Origin of the sequence: Pectobacterium nicotianae (assembly GCF_023272715.1) — a bacterium.
GTDB classification, from domain to species: Bacteria; Pseudomonadota; Gammaproteobacteria; order Enterobacterales; family Enterobacteriaceae; genus Pectobacterium; species Pectobacterium brasiliense.
On record NZ_CP096821.1, the window covers coordinates 1,906,166 to 1,926,073 of the forward strand.

A 19,908-nucleotide genomic window follows, 5' to 3' on the forward strand; every position below is an offset into this window, starting at 1 on the left:
AGCACTGCTATTAGAATCAGGGGATATGCGTTGAAGAAGACACTACTTACCGCGTTGTTATTAACAATCGGTAACCTATGCCAATGATAGTTTCATCAAGGGCTTAGATGACCAACTGACGGCTTGTACTAACAAGGCTGAAAACACGTTAGCTACAAATGACTGCTTCAACATCGGCCTGAAGGCATGGGATACCGAGTTAAACAAGCAATATAAGTTACTCTTAGCTGACCAATCAGAAGAATTCAAAGCCAACTTGAGGAAGTCACAAGTTGCCTGGATCAAGTACCGCGATTCATACCTTGAAGCCATGCGGAGCTTCTATATGCAGCAAGACGGTACAATTTTGGGGATCGTCATGTCAGATGCTAAGTTACGTGTGACACGCGATAAAGCCATTGAGTTATACAAACTGCGTACCAGTGCGGCTCTGGCAGGCTGAGGGAGAAATACTGAGATCTAAATGATCCCAGTATTCCATGTCAATTAATCCAACAATTAGCACTATTACTTTTAAAAAAATATATTTTAATATCCTGACGGTTAGATAATTGATGTATCACTGAAGTTACATGTTTGCAATATTGCTGAATTTCGTTATCTTCTCCATATACTGATACCGCTATTTTATCAATATTGAACTTTTTGCTTTTTAACACTGAAAATAAATGATTATCGTTTTCTGAGAAACTACATCCATATATTGTTAGGTTATCATGACATGTTTGAAAAATATCGTAATATACAGTATTTAAATAATGACTTCTATTTATTGCGTTTATTTTTTGCTGCGAAGTTCCCTCGCTAATAAATTGTGGGATGTAACCGTCAGACATCCATTTTGCTAGTATTCTTTCTAATAATAAATTTTCATCTATACTGTTTTTTAGTTTGTATTCTGCGTCGTTTTTCTGTGCTAGAATTAAATTTCCATGTGGATAGAAAACTAAAGTAGACTTTCTTTGTTGATTAATTGGTACTCGATATTTCCGCCAATTATCAGTAAACGAGCAGGTATCAATATGATCTTTAAAACAATCTTTAAATGCATGACTCCTATCGCAATTATTATTATAAAGCATAAGCCAGTATACTATTAGATCATAGTTTAGAGAAAATACCACATCGAATCTCTTCAAGAAATTACCAGCGTTTTTGAAAAAAGGCATAATTTCTTTATAGGAAGGATGAATCTTTCGTACAATTTTTATCAATGCAAGTTTGATCTCGTTATAATGTCTTATGGTTTTATTTTCTTGTATTTTAAGTGATTTGTTTACTAATTGTGCATGCCATAGCATTCGTAATATATATTCGAAGTCGCATGTTTTGAATTTTTCGAATAGCTCTACACTTTCATCAGATAAAAAATTTTCTTTACATGCTTCATCAAATAATGATTTATATCTAAATCGTTCATCTATGCTGATGCTTGCACCATTTCCAAGAAGAATGAAACCAGAGAAATAACACTTTATTTCTTCCCATTCATATATTTCAATTGATTTATTCATTAAAAACCCTTTAAATAACTACAAGTTGGTGGTTTTTTTCATTTACATAAAACTATATTAATTATACTGATATTAATATAGTTTTATTCGTTATTCATCGCGATGCTTGCTTTTTTTAATCATAACTGTATTGATATTAAATCGTCTAGTACTAACTGTAATCTATAGGTGCAACAGGGATTTTGTAGAGCTTTTAGCACATTATTAGCTTTTTTAGTCATTTAACTTACACTCTGCGCAATGTGGTTCAAGCATTTTTAATATACTCATGAACATGTTTTTTGTAGTTTCGGTGTCGTATTGTTCTGGGAATAATTTCATTATTCAATAGTTAGTTGTAGCGAAAAAATAAATAAAATAGAAACAGTTTTTCAGCAAAAAATACAGTTAATACTCAATTATCTGGCGATTGTCAAACAGTCCAGCTATGGTAAATCCGTTGCTCACCAGTCTTGGGTAAGAACAAGAGTGTCAACCGTAAAAATTTTAGAAGTAAGAAACTGGGTGTCTCGTTTAGCCTGGTACAGTTTAAAGGAAATGGAGCAATGAACTGGCTGATTGGCTGGCGCAAAACCTACGCTAGATTGTAAAGTAGAACTTTGGATAAACTGACCGCATGGCAGAAAAGCGCTTTTCGTGCGTTATGCGAATAAGCGCTGTAGATTCAACTATAATAATAACGTAATGTGATTATTATAGTTCGCTATGCAGTACAGGATCATGCGCATCCATCTTGCTGTTGATTACACCAGTGATTACGTTTTTTGGCCGATATTCAGGCTGGATGGGTCGTTGCTGGCTGTTGAAATGATCAGCCATTTTAACGGTCTTGCGGGTAAATTGAGTATGCCCACCGATCTTCTTCTCATGCAGTTAAGCCCGCGGCAACAATATGATTTTGTTCATGAGCAGTTTCTTTTCATCCAAGAAAAATCCGCATGGTTTATCGATAATCACATTCAACTGGTGTTAAAGGTAGGACGCCAGATAACAGAGATGTTAATTAAATCCGACGTACTGCGTGGTGAAATCACACACCTCAATTTTGTTTTGTTGGAAATTAATGAATTTTTTCCGCAGCTATCACAGGGAAAAGAAAACGCTGCACTACTGAACCTGAGTCAATCCGTTCCTTTGTGGTTAGATAATTTTGGTTCTGGAAAGGCAACGTTGAAACCTTTGCATGATGGGCTAGTGCGCGGTGTGAAGCTGGATCGTCAGTTTATCGGGCAGCTTTTATCACGGCCGACCAATACGCTGATGATGGAACCGTTATTACGGACGATTAAAAACAGCTATTCGGATATCAGTATTATCGCCAAGGAAATAAATAATGTGGCGATTTTGAATAAAATTGGCCAACTGAATGTTGATGCTGTTCAAGGACAGATGTGGCCTGCGGTGCATTTCGAACAGCTTGAGCAGCGCACGTGGCTTATCGGCTAATTCAATAGACTTGTTGCTTTCGGGAGGGAAGGTTCTTTCCTGAATATGAGTGATGGAAATAATACCCCTGCGTTTCCTCCGTGTTAATTTCATTACCATCCCTCTACACTTTCTGCTTACTCATGAGTCGTTGTGTGATGAGCGCGTGGCTCTCTTCACTTGAACAGAGTGGTATTAGGGAGACAGGATGCAGCAAACACCGTTATTCAATAATCACTATTTTCACCAGTTGCCGGGGTTCTACACCGCGCTACAGCCTACGCCGCTGCATGGCGCTCGCCTGCTTTATCACAGCGAGGGGTTGGCCGCGGAGCTTGGGCTATCTTCCGACTGGTTTACGCCAGAACAGGATGTTGTCTGGAGCGGCGAACGTTTGCTGCCGGGAATGGAGCCGCTGGCGCAGGTTTATAGCGGCCATCAGTTTGGCATGTGGGCTGGTCAACTGGGTGACGGGCGCGGCATCCTGCTGGGAGAACAACAGCTGCCGGATGGCCGTACTATGGACTGGCACCTCAAAGGTGCGGGATTGACGCCGTATTCGCGCATGGGTGACGGTCGCGCCGTGCTGCGCTCGGCGATACGCGAATTTCTGGCATCGGAAGCCATGCACCATTTGGGGATTCCCACCACGCGGGCGCTGACGATTGTCACCAGCACACATCCGGTGCAGCGTGAGCAGGAAGAAAAGGGCGCCATGCTGCTGCGCGTGGCGGAAAGCCATGTGCGTTTTGGTCATTTTGAGCACTTCTACTATCGCCGTGAGCCGGAAAAAGTACGTCAGCTGGCGGAGTATGTGATCGCTCGCCACTGGCCGCAGTGGGAGAACGACGAGCGTCGCTATGAACTGTGGTTCGGCGATGTGGTAGAACGTACCGCTCGACTGATTACACATTGGCAGGCCGTCGGATTTGCGCACGGCGTAATGAATACGGACAACATGTCGATTCTGGGACTGACCATCGACTACGGCCCTTATGGCTTTTTAGATGCCTATCAGCCCGGCTTCATCTGTAATCACTCCGACCATCGCGGGCGCTACGCGTTTGACAATCAGCCCGCCGTGGGACTGTGGAATCTACATCGTCTGGCGCAGGCGCTGTCGGGGCTGATGGACACTGATACGCTGGAGCGCGCGCTTGCCCGCTATGAACCGGCGCTGATGCAGCACTATGGTACGCTGATGCGCGCCAAGCTGGGCTTGTTTACCGCGAACGCGGAAGATAATGACGTGCTGGTCGGGCTGTTGCGTCTGATGCAGCAGGAAGGCAGCGATTACACTCGCACGTTCCGCCTGCTGGCAGACAGCGAAAAGCAGGCATCGCATTCGCCGCTCCGTGATGAGTTCATCGACAGGACAGCGTTTGATAGCTGGTTTGCGACCTACCGCCAGAGGCTGATGCAGGAAGAACAGGGCGATGAGGAACGTCGTCGGCTGATGAATGCGACGAACCCGAAATATATTCTGCGTAATTATCTGGCGCAAATGGCGATTGAACGGGCGGAAAACGACGACATCAGCGTGTTGGCGCGTCTGCATCAGACGTTGTGCCAGCCGTTTGACGAACAGCCCGAGAAGAACGATTTGGCGGCGTTACCACCAGAGTGGGGCAAACATCTGGAAATTTCCTGCTCCAGCTGAGCCGGAGCAGGGGGGCGACTTGGCTATTGCCGCAGATAAACCTGCGGAATGGTGTAGTCAGGGTGTGAACCGACGCTGAGATCGGCGCGATACCAGTGGGTCAATGTGTCTGCCTGTAATACCTGCGCGGGCGTGCCTTGTGCAACTAGCTTCCCTTCGTGCAACAGCAGGATGCGGTCGGCATACAGCGCTGCCAGATTCAGGTCGTGCAGGACGCTGCACACGGATAACGGCTGTTCGCGTGTAAGCTGCTTGAGCAGCCGCAAGAGGTGCTGCTGATGATACAGATCCAGCGCCGACGTGGGTTCATCAAGGAACAACCAGCCCGGCGTCGGTTCTGGATGCCACAGCTGTGCCAGCACGCGGGCCAGTTGCACGCGCTGCTGTTCCCCGCCGGAAAGCTGACGATAGTCGCGCGTCGCTAGTTCCAGACAGCCCGTTTGCGCCATGACCTGCTGAATGACGTCATCGTTTTTCGGGTAGCGACCGTGAGGGGAACGCCCCATCGCAACAACATCCCGCACGCTAAACGCAAACGCCATGCCGCTATGCTGGCGCATCACCGCACGCGTTTTGGCGAGCGCGCCGGGTTGCCAGTGTGAGAAAGGCTGTCCGGCTAACAGGCACTCGCCTTCATCTGGCGTTAAATAACCGGTCAGCAAACGGAGCAGGGTGGATTTCCCTGCGCCGTTGGGGCCGATGATTGCGACGATTTCCCCACTGTGAAGTTCCAGAGAAACGTCGTCCGTCAGATAACGGCCGTTGGCCTGAAAACGCAGATGGCGTGCGACTAACGTCCGATCGTGTGCTGAGTCAGTCATTGCCCCCGTCCTTTATGCTGAACGATCAGCCATAAGAAATACGGCCCGCCAATCAGGCTGCTTAACAACCCAACGGGCATTTCTGCCGGAGAAAGCAGCGTACGTGCCAGCGTATCGGCAAACAGCAGCAGACAGGCACCACCGAGGATAGAACCGGGAATGAGCCAGCGATGGTCGGCACCCAGATGCATGCGCATCAGGTGTGGAATGATAAGCCCGATAAACCCGATTACGCCGCTGACCGCCACTGCTACGCCAACCAACAGCGAACTGAGCAGCAGTAGCGTGTACTTGGTGCGTTTCACGTTGACGCCAAGGTAGTGCGCCTCTTCGTCCCCTAATTGCAACACGTTCAGACGGTGCGCGTAGTATAACGTGGCGATCGTGGCAGGGATAACCAACGTGCTGGCAACCAGCAGCATGGGCCACTGTGCCTGGCCGAGGCTCCCCATTCCCCACAGTGAGAACTGGCGCAGCTGCTGATCGGTGCTGATGTAGGTCAACACGCCGATGAGGGCAAGGCACAGCGCATTGAGCGCGATGCCTGCCAGCAATAATCGCGTTAATCCACCCTGTTCTGAGCGGCTGAGGATGAAAATAATCGCCGTAATTGCCAGACTGCCCGCGAAAGCGGCAAACATCGGGCCGTAAAGCGCCAGCAGCGGGGGAAGGCCAAGCGGCAGCACAATGGTTAGTGCGACGCAGAGTGCGGCACCGCTGCTGATCCCAAGCAGGCCGGGATCGGCGAGTGGATTGCGAAATAACCCCTGCATAATCGCGCCAGAGCAAGCCAACGCGCCGCCGACGAGGATTGCCAGCAGCACACGGGGTACGCGGATATTCAACCAGATATGCCAGATTGGATCGTCAAGCGGCGTTTGCCATAACATCTTGAGCGATAATGTCAGCGCGCCCATGTTGGCGGCACCGACCATCAGTGCCACCATCAGTAACAGCAATGCGATCAACCACGTGCGCGGGTGAAAGCGTGACGTCATTTGATCGCTTCGGCTGTCTGACGCAGCGTTGCCATCAGCGCTGGCGTTTCGAGCGTGAAGCCCAGCATCGCCATGTCATCGACCACTAACAGACGCTTGTTTTTACCCGCAGGCGTCAGTGCTAAACCGGGTAATTTCCAGACCTGTGCTTCACCACCCAACGTTTTCAGCCCCTGACTGGAAATCAGAATCAGATCCGGCGCACTGGCAATCACGCCTTCCTGTGACAATGGCTGGTAGCGCTCAACATTTTGCATGGCATTTTTTAATCCGGCACTGCGGATAATCGTGTCTGGCGGGCTATTTTTACCCGCAGCCAGCGCGGTCATGCCGCCGTGGCTGAGAACGAACAGCACGTTAACCGGCAGCGGTGAGGTTTTGACTGCCGCCAGTTGCTGCTGATAGGTTTCCGTCAGTTTTTTACCTTCTGCGTCTTTCCCTAGCGTCTGAGCGATGGCCCCGATTTTCTTCGGCACCGCATCCAGCGATGGCTCGGCGGTTACATGAACCACTTTTGTGCCGCTGTCCGCCACCTGCTGCAGGATGAGCGATGGCTGGGACAGATCGCTGGCGAGAACCAGAGACGGTTTCATGGCCAGAATACCTTCCGCATTGAGGTGGCGCATGTAGCCCACGTCAGGCAGTTTCTTCACGGCTTCCGGGTGCAGACTGGTGCTATCACGCGCAACCAGATCTTTCTCCGCGCCCAGCGCATAGATGATTTCCGTGACGTCGCCGCCGATAGAAACGATACGCTCGGCAGCAGACACCCCCAGCGGGAGTGTCAATAGCAGGGGGAATAGCCAGTTTTTCATGCGGCGAGATCCTTGTACGGTTTCAGGGCATCGATCTGGTCGCGCCATTGCTGCTGTTCCGGCGTGCCTTCGGTACGTTGCCCAAAGAGTTGTGCAATTTGAGAGCCGTCTGCGGCATAGAGTTCGAGGCTGGTCACAATGCCGTCGGCCGTCGGTTTACGCGTGATCCAGCTTTCAGCGATCGCGCCTTCAATCAGATGCAGGGTGAAATCTTTATTAAAGATGTTAATCCACTCTGCATGTTGCTCCATACGCTCTACACGCTCAAGCGTACCGGTGAAGATTTGCACACAGCCACGGTTACCGACGAATACCATGATCTCGTTCTGATCTTCACGCGCGGCAAACAGAATCTGCGACAGTGCATCATTTTCTACACGGTAGGCCAAATCGTCAGCGACCGAGTTAAATGCCTGCTGACGCGTCAGGTTATGGCGCCTCAGCAGAATGAAGAAATCATGCACGTCCGTCATCGCGCGCCAGTCTGCTTCAAACTGAGGATTATGGGCAACGATCTGCTCAACTGTCGCGCTGTTTGCTGGACGAAGTGCCAAGGCTGGATTTTCGCTGCTGGTAAATTTCTCAACAAATAGCTGCCAGGCGGCCATGTCCGTGGTGTCGGTCGTGTAGACCTTCAGAATGGCATCACCCTGATGATCGAAAAATTGAATGCTTTGGCGCTCACCGCGTGCGGTATTTTCACGCAGCGCAAAGGCGGAAGCCCATTGAGAAAGGAACAAACGCAGATCCAGCTCGCGCGGGTTGAGGATAAGGCCGGCATGCCCATCAAGCGTCTGGTTCTGATAGTAGCCAGTATGCTCATGCACGGCGTATTCGTTACGTGTGATCGACTTGGTATTACCAACCTGCTCCAGTGCGCTTAACCAGACTTTGGCATCACCCTGCAGGCGCTGCGCATCGTGTCCGACACGAGCGTGGGTCAGTTCCGCTTCGCTGATGCCGAGTTGCGCAGCCAAATCGCGGGCGTATTTACGCGGATGTTCAACTTTCGCCTGAAGGTATTGTTGGTAAATGGACGTCTGCATCTCGTTCGTTCCCTTAATCGTTGTCGTATTAATTATAGCAATGAATGAGAATCATTTTCATGTAACAAAAACGCAACCTCAAGTGAAGTTTTCTTAATAAGTGGAATAAGAGGAATTGTAAGAGGTATTTACGTGCTGCGAGAGTGTGGGATAAGCGGCGGGAAAACAGCTGGCACACGACCGGAGAAGGTGAGTGTGCCAGCGTATATCGAATTAAAAACGACTGTCGACGGCGTCCGCCAGACGAGCTAGCAGCGTTTCGGTGTCCTGCCAGCTCAGGCAAGGATCGGTAATGGATTGCCCATACGTCAATGCCAGAGGGTTGATTGCCGGCTGGTTGCCTTCGATTAAGAAACTTTCCGCCATGATGCCCGCGATGGCGCGTGAACCGGTGCGAATTTGCTGGCAGATATCATCGGCTACGTCGAGCTGGCGGCGATGTTGTTTCTGACAATTGGCATGACTGAAATCGATCACCAGATGTTCGGGCAGAGAGAATTCACGCAGGTGAGCGCAGGCCGCAGCGATATCTTCCGCGTGGTAGTTCGGTTTTTTCCCGCCACGCATAATAATGTGGCCGAACGGGTTGCCCTGCGTTTTGTAGACCGACATAAAGCCCTGCTTATCCGGCGAGAGAAACATGTGCTGGGCGCGAGCGGCACGAATGGCATCGACGGCGATACGCGTATTACCGTCTGTCCCGTTCTTGAAGCCGACAGGGCAGGACAGCGCAGAAGCCATTTCCCGGTGGATCTGGCTTTCGGTGGTTCTCGCGCCAATCGCACCCCAGCTAATCAAGTCGGCGATATACTGGCCGGTGACCATATCAAGGAACTCTGTCGCGGTCGGCAAGCCAAGCTGATTGACGTCTAGCAGCAAGCGGCGCGCAATTTCCAGGCCTTCATTCACCTGAAACGTTCCATTGAGTGCGGGATCGGAAATGAGTCCCTTCCAGCCCACCACCGTGCGCGGTTTTTCAAAATAGGTGCGCATGACGATTTCCAGTCGATCCTGATACTGCGTGCGTAGCGCAGCCAGACGGCGTGCATAATCTAACGCGCTGTCGGTGTCATGGATCGAACAAGGGCCAACCACGACGAGCAGGCGGGGATCTTGACCGGTTAGGATGGCTTCAATTTTTTGGCGTGACGAGGTGACATTTTCGGCGACGGCAGGGGTAATTGGGAGTCTGGCGAGTAACGTTTGAGGCGTAACCAGACTCTCGATGCGCGTGCTCCGCAGTTCATCTGTTTGCAGCATGTTTTATCTCTGAATACGGTCAAGCCGAAAACCTGCCGTCACTGAAATGTATGGACATAACAGTGTGTTCAGGCAGCGTTTTCAGGCTATGTTTCCGACTAAAAGGTTGCTTCGCAGCGGCGAAATGCCGGGAAGTGATGGAGCACACAATAAACGAACTGGCGCACATTACAACCGCATCAGGATAAAAATCTATCATGTACTAGTACATTCTTCGGCTCATGCCAAGAATGTCGATGATTTTGGCGGAAATTTCCTCAACGGAATAATTGGTGGTATTGAGATATTTAATCTGGTGTTTGCGAAATAGCGCTTCCACTTCACTGAGTTCCATGCGGCACTGGCGTAACGACGCATAGCGACTGTTGCCCCGGCGCTCTTCCCGAATGGCCGCCAGCCGTTCGGCATCAATGGTGAGCCCGAATAGCTTGTGCTGGAAAGGCTTCAACGCGTCGGGTAGGCGCAGATTATCCATATCATCGGCAATAAAAGGATAGTTGGCGGCGCGAATGCCGAATTGCATTGCCAGATACAGGCTGGTCGGCGTTTTACCACAGCGCGACACGCCCAGCAGAATAACCTGTGCCTGATCGAGATTGCGCAGCGAGATGCCGTCATCGTGCGCCAGCGTATAGTCGATAGCGGCGATACGGGCGTCGTATTTGCTCAGGTTATTGGCCGTCAAACCGTGAGTGCGGTTGGCAATCGGTGTCGGCGGCGTGTTCAATTCTTCCTGCAAGGGGGCAACCAGCGCCTGTACGATGTCCTGGCAAAACCCTTCGCTGCTGGTAATAATGTTACGTACGGTCGGTGTGACGATGGAGTAAAACACCAGCGGACGCACACCGGTTTGCTGATACAACGTATTAATTTGCTCGCACACCGCTTTGGCGCGCGCTTCACTTTCTACGAAAGGTAAGGTATAGCTAACCGTGTTCACAGGGAACTGGGACAGCACCGCATGACCCAGCACTTCTGCCGTAATGGCCGTACCGTCCGAGACATAAAATACGCTTCTTTCCACATAACCCCCTCGTGATATTTCCGATAGCTCGAACACGTTAACCTCGTCAAAAATTGCGTTTCAAGAATACTTTTATTAAAACGCTATTTCATTATCTTCATGATAAAGAATACTAATCTTCTACGATATTGGATTTTTACTGCGTTAAGCAATCATTCGCCGTGAAATCAGTTTTTTTTCATAGGTTGATCGATTCACCTGTCCATGTTCATCAAAACGCTATGCTAACCTGATTGCGTTGAGGCGATTCTCAACCGAACTCTTCCATACCCTAATTGTATGCAGAAAGGATTATTTTCGATGTCCAATAACGGCCCTGATTTGCGTAATGTCCTTTGGTATAACCAGCTCGGTATGCACGACGTTGAAAGGGTGGGAGGCAAGAATGCCTCTTTGGGTGAAATGATCACCAACCTTTCAGAATTGGGCGTAGCCGTTCCCAACGGCTTTGCGACAACGGCGCAGGCGTTTAATGATTTTCTTAATCAAAGCGGGATTAACCAGCGCATTTATGAGCTGCTCGATCGCACCGACATTGACGATCTGAGTCAACTGGCGAGCGCCGGTACGCAGATCCGCCAGTGGATTATTGATACGCCATTCCAGCCGGAGCTGGAGAAGGCAATCAGTGACGCCTACCAGCAACTGGCCGACGGTGAGAAAGAGGCCTCGTTTGCCGTGCGTTCTTCCGCTACGGCAGAAGATATGCCGGATGCGTCCTTTGCTGGTCAGCAGGAAACCTTCCTGAACGTGCAGGGCATTGATGCCGTGATGGTGGCTGTGAAGCACGTATTTGCATCGCTGTTTAACGATCGTGCGATCTCCTATCGCGTACATCAGGGGTATGACCACCGTGGCGTGGCGCTGTCGGCGGGCGTGCAGCGCATGGTGCGGTCCGATCTGGCCTCTGCGGGCGTGATGTTTACCATTGATACCGAATCCGGTTTTGATCAGGTGGTGTTCATTACGTCGGCTTACGGTTTGGGTGAAATGGTGGTACAGGGCGCGGTGAACCCGGACGAATTCTATGTTCACAAGCCAACGTTGCAGAACAACAAACCTGCGATTGTGCGCCGTAATATGGGATCGAAAAAAATCCGTATGGTGTATGCCGCGAGCCAGGAACATGGCAAGCAGGTGCGGATTGAAGATGTGCCGACAGAACAAACGACGCGTTTCAGCCTGACGGATGATGAAGTGCAGGCACTGGCGCGTCAGGCGCTGCTGATTGAGAAACACTACGGTCGTCCGATGGACATCGAGTGGGCGAAAGATGGCCACACCGGCAAGCTTTATATTGTGCAGGCGCGCCCGGAAACGGTTCGCTCCAACGGTCAGGTGATGGAGCGTTACCACCTGCCAGCCAGCGGTACGGTGCTGGTGGAAGGGCGTGCGATCGGCCACCGCATTGGTGCGGGCGAAGTGAAAGTGATTCAGGACATCAGCGAGATGCACCTGATCAACGCAGGCGATGTGCTGGTGACCGACATGACCGACCCAGACTGGGAACCGATCATGAAGAAAGCGGCGGCGATTGTCACCAATCGCGGCGGACGTACCTGTCACGCGGCGATTATCGCCCGCGAACTGGGCATTCCGGCCGTCGTAGGCTGCGGCGATGCAACCGAGCGTTTACGCAAGGGGCAGAAAGTGACCGTTTCCTGTGCGGAAGGCGACACGGGCTACGTGTATCAGGATCTTCTGGACTTCTCCGTGAAGAGTTCACAGATTGATGAAATGCCGGCACTGCCGCTGAAAATCATGATGAACGTGGGCAACCCTGACCGCGCGTTTGATTTTGCCTGCCTGCCAAACGATGGCGTCGGTCTGGCGCGTCTGGAATTCATCATCAACCGCATGATTGGCGTGCACCCGCGTGCGTTGCTGGAATTCGACCAGCAAGCCCCTGAGGTGCAACGTGAGATCAAGACGCTGATGCAGGGCTTCGACGATCCGGTGGAATTCTACGTCGGTCGTCTGACGGAAGGAATCGCGACGCTGGCAGCCGCATTCTCGCCGAAGCGCGTTATTGTCCGCCTGTCCGATTTTAAATCCAACGAGTACGCCAATCTGGTCGGTGGCGAGCGTTATGAGCCGGAAGAAGAGAACCCGATGCTGGGCTTCCGCGGTGCGGGTCGTTACGTATCGCCGGACTTCAAAGCCTGTTTTGCGCTGGAATGTGAAGCGGTCAAACGCGTGCGTAACGTGATGGGGCTGAAGAACGTCGAGATCATGATCCCGTTCGTTCGTACCGTGGCACAAGCGGAAGCGGTGGTGGCTGAACTGGCGAATCAAGGTCTGCGCCGTGGCGAAGACGGCCTGAAAATCATCATGATGTGCGAGATTCCGTCTAACGCGCTGTTAGCCGATGAATTCCTGCAACACTTTGATGGTTTCTCTATCGGTTCAAACGACATGACGCAGTTGGCGCTGGGTCTGGATCGCGACTCCGGCGTGGTATCGTCACTGTTTGACGAACGTAACGATGCGGTGAAGGCGCTGCTGTCGATGGCGATCAAGGCCGCCAAGAAACAGGGTAAATACGTCGGTATTTGCGGTCAGGGCCCGTCAGATCACGAAGATTTCGCGCTCTGGCTGATGGAGCAGGGCATCGATAGCCTGTCGCTCAACCCGGACACCGTGGTGCAAACCTGGCTGAATCTGGCTGAGCACAAGTAATTAGTACGGTGAATGCCTGATGTGTAGTCATCAGGCATTTAGACTGTTAAAACCGTATTTACGAAATGAGAACGGTGGTAATGGATAGATCGTAAAGACGCTGTGAATACATCCCTGTACGCTCGGATTGCGCCATCCTTGGCGCAAACGCTTTACTCTTCTATTCCATTACCACCGCTCGGCAGCAGTTGATCGCAATCGGTACTAAAACATATTTTTCATATTACGGTGCCGCAATCAGGAAGGCTTTAAACTGTGGCGTCATTACCGCGCTAAAGCCCTTATCCGTTTTGGTAATCAGATAAACCGCTAGCCCCTGCTGTTCTGCCAGTTTTAACGCCTTCTCTGTTCCCAACACCATCAAACCGGTATCCCAGCCATCCGCTTCCAGCGCTGTCGGTGCAATCACGGTCGCAGAAACTAGCTGATGAGTAATGGGTCTGCCCGTCTCGGGATCGATAACGTGAGAATAGCGCTTGCTGTCCTCTTCAAAATAATTCCGATAGCTGCCGGAAGTACTGATCGCATACCCCTGCAAATTTACCGCCGCCTGTGCTGCATTTTCCTGGTCAGTGGGTTTCTGTATCGCCACGCGCCACGGCGTTCCCTCAGCGTTCACCCCACGGCTGGAAACCGCGCCACCGACGGAAACCAGATAATTGGTGATCCCTTTACGCGTCATTAACTGCGCGAGAACGTCTGCGCCGTACCCTTCGCCCAGCGTGGAGAGATCGACATACAAATCCGGGAGATCTTTCTGAATCCATTCCCCTTTTTCGTCACCGATCAGCTTCAGGTGACGCAGCCCGACATTTTGCCGCGCTACATCGATCTGCTGCTGGCTGGGAACCCGCGTAGGCTGCTTCTGCGGGCCGAATCCCCAGAGATTAACCAACGGGCCGACGGTGATATCCATCGCACCGTTCGTGGCTTTACCGATACGCAGCGCGGCCAGAATGATATCCGCCATGCCATTGCTGATGGGCTGGGGATCCGTTCCTCGGTATTGATTAAAACGCGACAGGACTGAATCGTCACGGTAGGTGGAAATCTCGTCATTGGCCTGCTCGAGCAGAACATCGATTTCCCGTTGCAACTGCTGTTTGTCTTCGGTGATGTCGCCGCTAATTTTTACGCTGTAAAACGTCCCCATGGTTTTGCCTTCAATGGTCAACAAAGGGCGCTGTGTCGTCGGCGTTGGATTATCGCAGGCTGTCAGAAGGCTGAATAAACCACAGAGTAGCAATCTCTTCGCGGCAAGAGGCATCATGAAAAACTCCTGAAAAACTGAACTGAGGGTAGGCAGACAGGAGAGTAACAAAAAAGGGATGAAGCGTAATTGAATGGAAGACAAATGAAAGGAAAAAAAAGGCCCATCTCAGGGGATGGGCAAAGACTACACACAGCAATTCGTTACTAACTCTGACGAGGAGGAAACCTCATTGACAAACAGTAGGTTAATACTAGCTCCGGTATTTATCCTATGGATTATGCCCTATTCAGTCATTAAGAATCATCCTAATAGTTAATTATCTTTTAAGGATTGGCCTCTCAGAGTTTTTGTATTGTCAATAATATTGATGCATTAGAGAAATGATATCAAAATTTTTAGGACTAATCCCTAAGAATAGAGGGTTAATCATTAGCTATTTTTACCTATTGAAAAAGTAAGGGAATGATAGCGCCGAAAAATAATACCGAAGAAGCGATGCCGAGAGAGGGATGCGGTGGGCGGCGTACCGCCCACGGGAAGAGAAAACGGTGACTGTCGGTCTTACTCTTTATCTGGCGTGTTAGATGTATTAACGGAGAGGATGTTTTGCGGTTCGGGGATTTCACGCATCCAGGCAAACAGCAAACGATAGGAAACGGCGAGGACGACCGGGCCAATAAATATCCCTATCATGCCAAACGCCAGCAAGCCGCCAATCACGCCGGAAAGAATTAGCAACATAGGAAGATCGGCACCCATTTTGATTAATACCGGGCGGATAACGTTATCGATGGTGCCAACGACGCAGCTCCAGACCAGCAAAATGGTGCCCCAGGTGTTATCGCCCGTCCAATACAGCCAGATAATGGCAGGAATCAATACTGGAAGCGGCCCTAACTGTGCCAGACAACACAGAAACATCAGAACGGTTAATAGCGTGGTGTAAGGAATCCCAGACAGCCCCAGACCCACTCCGCCTAATACCGATTGCACGATGGCCGTTACCACCACGCCGAGCGCGACGGCGCGAATTGACTGCGCGGCCAGAATCACCGCGGCATCGCCGCGTTCCTGTCCCAGCCGGATAGCGAAATGCCGCACAGCCTTCGCGACGGCTTCACCCTTGTAATAGAGCAGGGCGCTGAAAATAAGCATCAGGGAACAGTGCATCAGAAAACGCCCAACATGCGCCGCCTGTGCAACCAGCCAGGTTGCGGTTTTACCAAAATAGGGTTGCACCTTGGCGAACAAACCGCTGCCGCCGCTTTGTAACAGCGCCTGCCAGCTGTTGAACAATTTCTCACCGACTAAAGGAATGGACGTTAGCCACTCCAGCGTTGGCGGCGAAAAGTTTTCCTGTCTGGCTCCCCAGCTCATTAGCGCCGAACTGTTCTCCACCACGCTGCTGACAAGAACGGCAATCGGGACAATAAATAGCAGGATGAGCAGCAGCGTCATCACGAGCACGGCCAGAGAACGTCTCCCCCATAATAACGCCTGAAATTTAATCAGAAGCGGCCAGGTGGCAATGACCACCATACACGCCCAGGCGAATCCCAGAATAAAAGGCTGTACCACCCAAAAACAGGCAATAATCATGATGGTAATAAACACCAGACTGAACAGGATTCTGGCCAGATCAAATCGTGGTGGCTGGGAATATTTGCTCAATGAATCATTCCTCAATAGCAAAAGAAAGGGCTTAGGCGAGGTCGCTTGGGTGAAACCATGTAGTCATCCGTCATCATGAGATATTTCCGGGGGTTTTGACAGCCTATTGAACATTTTGTTGGTGAAACGGCCATTAGCCAACACGCTGTATGTTTTTGCCGATCCGGGAGCGCACACGATTGCGAAATGTGATAAAACGTGATGTCCCCGATGACAGAACGGCTATATCGGGCTCTTCACAGGCATATCACGACATATTGGCAAACACATCATGTACGAACAGGGTCAAAAAATAATGATCCCACAGATCACGCAATCTCCCGGGCTGGTCCAGCCGGTGCTTAATTTTCTGGAAGCATTGAAGAAAAATGGATTCACGGGCGATACGGCGACTAATTATGCCGATCGTCTGACGATGGCAACGGATAACAGCATCTATCAACTTTTGCCGGATGCGGTGGTTTTCCCCCGTTCAACCGCCGATGTCGCGATCCTCTCGCGGCTGGCGGGCGAGGAGCGTTTTTCAGGGCTGACCTTTACTCCACGCGGTGGCGGGACAGGAACGAACGGGCAGGCGCTGAATCGCGGCATCGTGGTCGATATGTCGCGTTATATGAACCGCATTCTAGAGATCAATCCTGAGCAAGGTTGGGTGCGTGTCGAAGCGGGCGTTATTAAAGATCAGCTTAATCAATACCTGAAGCCTTATGGTTACTTCTTCGCACCCGAGCTCTCGACCAGTAACCGGGCGACGCTGGGCGGCATGATCAATACCGATGCCTCAGGGCAAGGTTCGCTGGTGTACGGCAAAACCTCAGACCATGTGCTGGGGCTACGTGCGGTTCTGCTGGGCGGCGAAATGCTGGATACGCAGGCGATGCCGGTAGAGCTGGCAGAGAAACTGGCGTTAGAAGATTCCGCTATCGGCCGTATTTACCATACGGTGCTGCACCGCTGTCGCGAACAGCGTGCGTTGATTATCGACAAGTTCCCTAAGCTGAATCGTTTTCTGACGGGTTATGACCTGCGTCATGTGTTCAGCGACGATCTCCAGACCTTTGACCTTACGCGTATTCTGACCGGGGCGGAAGGCACGCTGGCGTTTATCACCGAAGCGAAGCTCGATATCACGCCGCTGCCGAAGAGCCGTCGTCTGGTCAATATCAAATACGACTCCTTCAACTCCGCGTTGCGCAATGCGCCGTTCATGGTGGAAGCGAAGGCGTTGTCCGTTGAAACCGTGGATTCCAAAGTCTTAAACCTTGCTCGCGAAGATATCGTCTGGCATTCCGTTAGCGAACTGATTACCGATGTGCCTAATCAGGAAATGCTTGGTCTGAATATTGTTGAATTCGCGGGTGATGATGAAGCACTGATTAACGGGCAGGTCGACGCGCTCTGTCAGCGGCTGGATACGCTGCTGGCAAACGGAGAAGGCGGAGTAATTGGTTATCAAACCTGTAACGACCTGGCCGGCATCGAGCGTATTTATGCCATGCGGAAAAAAGCCGTCGGGCTGTTGGGCAACAGCAAAGGGCAGGCGAAGCCCATTCCGTTTGCGGAAGATACCTGCGTGCCACCACAGCATCTGGCCGATTACATCGAAGAGTTCCGTGCGCTGTTAGACAGCCATAATCTGACGTACGGCATGTTCGGCCACGTTGACGCAGGAGTGCTGCACGTTCGTCCGGCGCTGGATATGTGCGACCCGCAACAGGAAATGCTGATGAAACAGCTTTCCGACCAGATTGTCGCGCTGACGGCCAAATATGGCGGTCTGCTGTGGGGAGAGCACGGGAAAGGCTTCCGCGCTGAGTACAGCCCCGAATTCTTTGGGCCGGAACTGTATGCCGAGCTGCGCCGCATCAAGGCCGCGTTCGACCCTGATAACCGACTTAATCCCGGGAAGATTTGTGCGCCGCTGGACGTGGATGCGCCGATGATGAAAGTTGATGCGGTCAAGCGCGGCACGTTCGATCGCACGATCCCGCTGACGGTGCGCACGGCGTTCCGTGGCGCGATGGAATGTAACGGCAATGGTCTGTGCTTTAACTTTGATGCCCGTAGCCCAATGTGCCCGTCGATGAAAATCAGCGGCAACCGTATTCATTCCCCGAAAGGCCGTGCGACGCTGGTGCGTGAATGGTTACGCCTGCTGGCGGAGCAGGGCGTCGATCCCGTCGCGCTGGAGAACGCGTTGCCGCAGCAGAAGCTGAGCCTGCGCGCCTTTATCCAGAAGACCCGTAATACCTGGCAGGCGAAGCAAGGCGATTACGATTTCTCGCACGAAGTCAAAGATGCGATGTCGGGCTGTCTGGCGTGTAAAGCGTGCTCAACGCAGTGTCCTATCAAGATTGACGTGCCCGGTTTCCGCTCTCGCTTCCTGCAACTTTATCACACGCGCTATCTGCGTCCGGTGCGTGACTATCTGGTCGCTGGTGTCGAAAGCTATGCGCCGCTGATGGCGCGCAGCCCGAAGACGTTTAACTTCTTCCTGAAAATGCCGCTGCTGAATAACCTGAGCCGCAGCCAGATCGGCATGGTCGATTTGCCTCTGCTGTCATCGCCGTCGCTGCGCCAGCAGTTTGCCGAGCATAGCGGCGTCAACACCACGCTGGAACAGCTGGAACAGTTGCCGGAAGCGGCGCGCCAGCAGTACGTGCTCATCGTGCAGGATCCGTTTACCAGCTATTACGATGCGCAAGTGGTGGCTGATTTCGTCCATCTGATCGAAAAACTCAAGCTGAAGCCAGTCCTGTTGCCGTTCTCGCCGAACGGGAAGGCGCAGCACATTAAAGGCTTCCTGCAACGCTTTGCCAAAACGGCGTCGAAGACGGCAGATTTCCTGAACCGCGTCGCTAAATTAGGGATGCCGATGGTGGGCGTCGATCCGGCGCTGGTGCTGTGCTATCGCGACGAATATCGTGAAATTTTGGGCGAGAAGCGTGGCGATTTCCAGGTGCAGCTGGTGCATGAATGGCTGGTGACGGCATTGGCAGACAGCACGCCGCAGCCTGCCACTGGCGAATCCTGGTATCTGCTGGGGCACTGTACGGAAACCACGGCGCTGCCGATCAGCACGAAACAGTGGTCCGACATTTTCTCGCGCTTTGGTGCCAAACTGGAGAATGTCAGCGTCGGCTGCTGTGGCATGGCGGGAACCTACGGACATGAAACCAAGAACCTCGCCAACTCGCAGGGAATCTATGCGCTGTCCTGGCAGCAGGTGTTGCAGAAGTTACCGCAGAAACGCTGCCTGACTACCGGCTATTCGTGTCGCAGTCAGGTGAAACGCATGGAAGGCAGCGCATTGCGCCATCCGCTACAGGCCTTGCTGGAGATTATCTGATGCTATGGAAACGACAGGTTACGCTTGAGCAGCTTAACGAACCGAGCCAAACGTGTATGGTGGGCCATGTCGGTATCCGCTATACCCATATCGCGGAGGATTATCTGGAAGCGGTGATGCCAGTGGATTCTCGCACGCGTCAGCCATTTGGCTTATTGCACGGCGGTGCCTCCGTTGTGCTGGCGGAATCGTTGGGTTCCGTCGCGGGCTATTTGTGTTCTGAAGACGATCAGCAGGTAGTGGGGCTTGAAATCAATGCCAACCATCTGCGAGCCGTGCGTGAAGGGGAAGTGCGGGGCGTATGCCGGGCGCTTCACGTTGGCCGCCGTAGTCAGGTATGGCAGATTGAGATTTTTGATAATCAGAATCGCCTGTGCTGCATTTCACGTCTGACGACATCGGTCATTACGCCGTAAGCATGAAGCACGAAACC

15 protein-coding genes and 1 other RNA gene are annotated in these 19,908 nt (G+C 51.7%); 6 read left to right on the forward strand and 10 right to left on the reverse strand.

Features of this window, described 5'->3' with window-relative positions; all coding sequences use genetic code 11:
• Positions 1 to 178 precede the first annotated feature (178 nt).
• A complete protein-coding gene (locus MYB54_RS22050; protein ID WP_371928290.1) occupies positions 179 to 442 on the forward strand; it encodes a lysozyme inhibitor LprI family protein in 264 nt (87 codons plus the stop codon).
• Between the two features lie 40 nt (positions 443 to 482).
• Here the strand turns inward: MYB54_RS22050 and MYB54_RS08595 are convergent, their stop codons facing one another.
• Positions 483 to 1,514 (reverse strand): DUF4917 family protein, encoded by a 1,032-nt coding sequence (locus MYB54_RS08595; protein WP_014915809.1) that lies wholly within the window; start codon positions 1,512 to 1,514, stop codon positions 483 to 485.
• Positions 1,515 to 2,234: 720 nt separating this feature from the next.
• Between MYB54_RS08595 and MYB54_RS08600 the strand changes: the two genes are divergently transcribed.
• Complete coding sequence (locus tag MYB54_RS08600; protein WP_014915808.1) at positions 2,235 to 2,960, forward strand: EAL domain-containing protein; 726 nt, start codon at positions 2,235 to 2,237, stop codon at positions 2,958 to 2,960.
• Positions 2,961 to 3,147: 187 nt separating this feature from the next.
• Positions 3,148 to 4,599 carry a protein adenylyltransferase SelO gene (locus MYB54_RS08605; protein WP_248721802.1) on the forward strand — a complete coding sequence of 484 codons (1,452 nt, stop codon included), beginning with the start codon at positions 3,148 to 3,150 and terminating at the stop codon, positions 4,597 to 4,599.
• Between the two features lie 23 nt (positions 4,600 to 4,622).
• On the opposite strand, the gene MYB54_RS08610 is transcribed toward MYB54_RS08605, so the two are convergent.
• The 6 genes from MYB54_RS08610 to ppsR all read right to left on the reverse strand — a co-directional run bounded on the left by MYB54_RS08610 (position 4,623) and on the right by ppsR (position 10,563).
• Positions 4,623 to 5,420 carry a heme ABC transporter ATP-binding protein gene (locus tag MYB54_RS08610; RefSeq protein WP_248721803.1) on the reverse strand — a complete coding sequence of 266 codons (798 nt, stop codon included), beginning with the start codon at positions 5,418 to 5,420 and terminating at the stop codon, positions 4,623 to 4,625.
• Positions 5,417 to 6,418: a FecCD family ABC transporter permease gene (locus MYB54_RS08615; RefSeq protein ID WP_248721804.1), complete on the reverse strand. Its 1,002-nt coding sequence runs from the start codon at positions 6,416 to 6,418 to the stop codon at positions 5,417 to 5,419. The genes MYB54_RS08610 and MYB54_RS08615 overlap by 4 nt, the downstream gene beginning before the upstream one ends.
• Entirely contained in the window at positions 6,415 to 7,233 is an 819-nt protein-coding gene (locus MYB54_RS08620; RefSeq protein ID WP_010276318.1) for a heme/hemin ABC transporter substrate-binding protein, read from the reverse strand. Before MYB54_RS08620 ends, MYB54_RS08615 begins: the two co-directional genes overlap by 4 nt.
• Positions 7,230 to 8,279, reverse strand: a complete 1,050-nt coding sequence (locus MYB54_RS08625) for a hemin-degrading factor (protein WP_248721805.1) — start codon at positions 8,277 to 8,279, stop codon at positions 7,230 to 7,232. Before MYB54_RS08625 ends, MYB54_RS08620 begins: the two co-directional genes overlap by 4 nt.
• 213 nt (positions 8,280 to 8,492) lie before the next feature.
• Positions 8,493 to 9,539, reverse strand: a complete 1,047-nt coding sequence (locus MYB54_RS08630) for a 3-deoxy-7-phosphoheptulonate synthase (protein ID WP_048257573.1) — start codon at positions 9,537 to 9,539, stop codon at positions 8,493 to 8,495.
• A 202-nt stretch (positions 9,540 to 9,741) separates the two neighbouring features.
• Positions 9,742 to 10,563, reverse strand: a complete 822-nt coding sequence (gene ppsR / locus MYB54_RS08635; protein ID WP_010276338.1) for a posphoenolpyruvate synthetase regulatory kinase/phosphorylase PpsR — start codon at positions 10,561 to 10,563, stop codon at positions 9,742 to 9,744.
• A 300-nt stretch (positions 10,564 to 10,863) separates the two neighbouring features.
• On the opposite strand from ppsR, the gene ppsA reads away from it, so the two are divergent.
• The gene (ppsA, locus tag MYB54_RS08640; protein WP_248721806.1) at positions 10,864 to 13,242 is read left to right on the forward strand and encodes a phosphoenolpyruvate synthase; all 2,379 of its coding nucleotides are present in this window, start codon (positions 10,864 to 10,866) and stop codon (positions 13,240 to 13,242) included.
• Between the two features lie 223 nt (positions 13,243 to 13,465).
• Here ppsA and apbE read toward each other — a convergent pair whose 3' ends face one another.
• The 3 genes from apbE to ydiK form a co-directional block, all read right to left on the reverse strand.
• The gene (apbE, locus tag MYB54_RS08645) at positions 13,466 to 14,512 is read right to left on the reverse strand and encodes an FAD:protein FMN transferase ApbE (RefSeq protein ID WP_248721807.1); all 1,047 of its coding nucleotides are present in this window, start codon (positions 14,510 to 14,512) and stop codon (positions 13,466 to 13,468) included.
• Positions 14,513 to 14,603: 91 nt separating this feature from the next.
• Positions 14,604 to 14,715, reverse strand: an RNA gene (gene rprA, locus MYB54_RS08650) — antisense sRNA RprA.
• Positions 14,716 to 15,016: 301 nt separating this feature from the next.
• Positions 15,017 to 16,126: an AI-2E family transporter YdiK gene (gene ydiK, locus MYB54_RS08655; RefSeq protein ID WP_014915800.1), complete on the reverse strand. Its 1,110-nt coding sequence runs from the start codon at positions 16,124 to 16,126 to the stop codon at positions 15,017 to 15,019.
• Positions 16,127 to 16,421: 295 nt separating this feature from the next.
• On the opposite strand from ydiK, the gene ydiJ reads away from it, so the two are divergent.
• Together ydiJ and MYB54_RS08665 are read left to right on the forward strand one after the other, a co-directional pair.
• Positions 16,422 to 19,475 carry a D-2-hydroxyglutarate dehydrogenase YdiJ gene (ydiJ, locus tag MYB54_RS08660; RefSeq protein ID WP_248721808.1) on the forward strand — a complete coding sequence of 1,018 codons (3,054 nt, stop codon included), beginning with the start codon at positions 16,422 to 16,424 and terminating at the stop codon, positions 19,473 to 19,475.
• A complete protein-coding gene (locus MYB54_RS08665; protein WP_205537498.1) occupies positions 19,475 to 19,891 on the forward strand; it encodes a hotdog fold thioesterase in 417 nt (138 codons plus the stop codon). Before ydiJ ends, MYB54_RS08665 begins: the two co-directional genes overlap by 1 nt.
• Positions 19,892 to 19,908 lie beyond the last annotated feature (17 nt).